Source organism: Oleiphilus sp. HI0086 (assembly GCF_001635225.1).
The window spans coordinates 1-2,499 of the sequence record NZ_LWFZ01000967.1 but is presented as its reverse complement, the minus strand read 5'-3'; the positions used below and the strand labels follow the sequence as shown (position 1 = coordinate 2,499).

Annotated in this window: 3 protein-coding genes and 1 pseudogene; all 4 read left to right on the top strand. The window is 45.4% G+C overall.

Going from position 1 to position 2,499, the window contains the following annotated elements; translation table 11 throughout:
• A pseudogene (locus tag A3756_RS27850) lies at positions 1–294 on the top strand (hypothetical protein); the annotation flags it as partial.
• A 58-nt stretch (positions 295–352) separates the two neighbouring features.
• Positions 353–1,528 (top strand): homoserine O-acetyltransferase, encoded by a 1,176-nt coding sequence (locus tag A3756_RS17350; protein WP_068510016.1) that lies wholly within the window; start codon positions 353–355, stop codon positions 1,526–1,528.
• Positions 1,528–2,121, top strand: a complete 594-nt coding sequence (metW, locus tag A3756_RS17345; RefSeq protein ID WP_068510019.1) for a methionine biosynthesis protein MetW — start codon at positions 1,528–1,530, stop codon at positions 2,119–2,121. The genes A3756_RS17350 and metW overlap by 1 nt, the downstream gene beginning before the upstream one ends.
• Before the next feature lie 32 nt (positions 2,122–2,153).
• A partial coding sequence (locus A3756_RS17340) for a DUF4426 domain-containing protein (protein ID WP_068554073.1) occupies positions 2,154–2,499 on the top strand: 346 nt, incomplete at its 3' end.

The following is a 2,499-nucleotide window of genomic DNA, read 5'->3' as shown; positions in this document are numbered from 1 at the left end:
GAGATGCGTCTGATCCAGCTGCAAATTATTAAACAAGCCAAGCAGTGGCCAGAAGAGGCTTTATTACCGCTTATTCAATATACTCATGAGCAAAAAACCATGCTCGAAGAGCGTGTGAGCCACTTAAGGAATTTAGCGAGTTCGAGTAAGGACAAAAAGGTTCAGCAGGCTAAATTGAAAGAACTGATCGATAGAACGCATCAGCAAATTAGCGAAGTTGAGCAAATACATCAGAGCCTGAGTACACCGCCGCCAAGCAATGTGATTAGTATTCAGGATATTGCCATTCGCTAGAGGGCCGTTTACACTCCGCTTTTCTTGATACGCATCATAAAGAGCCCTAATCCAACGCATGCCTGAAACTGCCAGTTCCTCACCAAACACTTCTAACGCGCAAGCGATGCACTCTGTAGGTATCGTTGAGCCGAAAGTTGCACATTTTGACCAAGCGCTAAATCTGATCAGTGGCAAGACGCTGCAACAATATGAGCTTGTCTATGAAACTTACGGCGAGCTGAACGAAAACAGAACTAACGCAATATTGATCTGCCATGCCTTGAGCGGCGATCATCATGCCGCGGGTTTTCATTCGGAATCTGATAAGAAGCCTGGCTGGTGGGACTCGTGTATAGGCCCAGATAAGCCAATAGATACCAATCGCTTTTTTGTGGTGAGCCTGAATAACCTGGGTGGCTGCAGTGGTAGTACCGGGCCAAACACTATCAACCCTGAAACCGGTGAGCTCTATGGCCCAGACTTTCCTATTATTACTGTTGACGATTGGGTCGAAAGTCAAGCTCGCTTGGCTGACCGTTTAGACATTGACGTTTGGGCTGCGGTGGTCGGTGGGAGTCTAGGCGGTATGCAGGCTTTGGCGTGGTCGCTCAATTATCCCGAGCGTTTGAAACATGCGGTGGTTATTGCCTCAACACCTAAGCTGACTGCTCAAAATATTGCTTTTAATGAAATCTCTCGTAAAGCGATTACCTCTGACCCCGATTTTCATCAAGGTCACTATTACAGCCAAGATACCATACCGTCGAAAGGCTTGATGCTCGCTCGTATGATTGGTCATGTGACCTATCTGTCTGACGCCTCAATGGGTGAAAAGTTTGGTAGGGATCTAAAGGAAGAAGCCTTCAACTTTGGCTATGATGTTGAGTTTGAAGTCGAGAGCTACCTAAACTATCAAGGTGAGCGCTTCTCAAAAACCTTTGATGCCAATACTTATTTATTAATGACACGGGCTTTGGATTACTTTGACCCGGCTGAAAAAACAGAAGGTTCTCTTGAGAAAGCACTAGGCAAAGCCCAGTGTGGCTATTTTGTTGTTTCCTTTAGTACAGACTGGCGCTTTTCTCCCGAGCGTTCAGAGCGTTTGGTTGAAGCTATGACTAAAGCAGGTAAACGTGTCTGTTATGCAGAGGTAGACTCAGAATATGGACATGATGCGTTTTTAATTCCAACGGAGCGCTATATGGCTATCTTCTCAGCTTATATGAAGCGTATTGCTGAGGAGATAAAATAATGCGTGCCGACCTGAGACTGATAGAACCCTGGGTGAAAGAAAGCAGCCGTGTGCTCGATTTAGGTTGTGGTGATGGCACTTTACTGGCGCACTTACAGCAGGAAAAGAAGGTCCTTGGATATGGGCTAGAGATTGCGTCAGAGCAGATAACCCGATGCATTGAGAAGGGAGTTAATGTTATAGAGCATGATCTGGACAAAAGAGGCCTGTCTCAATTTGCCGATCAGCAGTTTGATACGGTGATTATGACGCAAGCTCTACAGGCAGTCCGGCGTCCGGATGTGATGCTTGATGAAATGATGCGTCTCGGAAATCAGGGAATTGTTACCTTTCCAAATTTTGGCTATTGGCGTTGCCGCCATTACCTTTTGTGGAATGGCAAAATGCCGATGTCGAAAACTTTGCCGCATACCTGGTATAACACACCGAACATCCACCTCTGCACCTTTAAGGACTTTGAAGCGCTTTGTGTTCAAAAAGGTATCAAGATCCTGAACCGCGAAGTGGTGGATGCAGAGTTTGAACAGAGTAGTTTTGCGCGCATGTGGCCAAATCTATTTGCCGAATTTGCGGTATACCGCATTAGTAAATAATTCACTTTTTCTGATCCAATAGGCTCAAGCGTATGAATTCAGCGATGATACGAACCTTAACAAGTTTAATTTTTTTGCTCACGACTTTTCTTTCTGTTGCAGCGAATGCAGAGAAGAAAGAGGTATTTCCAGGGCCTGATGGCAGCGATTATGAAGTACACTATATTGCCTTTGCCTCGACCTTCCTCGATGAAGAGGTTGCAAGGCAGTATCAACTAGTTAGAAGTCGTTCTTTAGGCTTGGTTAATATCAGTATTATTAAGGTCGATAAGGAGGGAAAGCGAAAAGCAGTGGGTGGTTCCGTGCAGGCAGAGATGATCAATGAGATTCGCCAGTCGCAGTTTTTATCTTTCCAGCAAGTTATAGAAGGCGATGCTA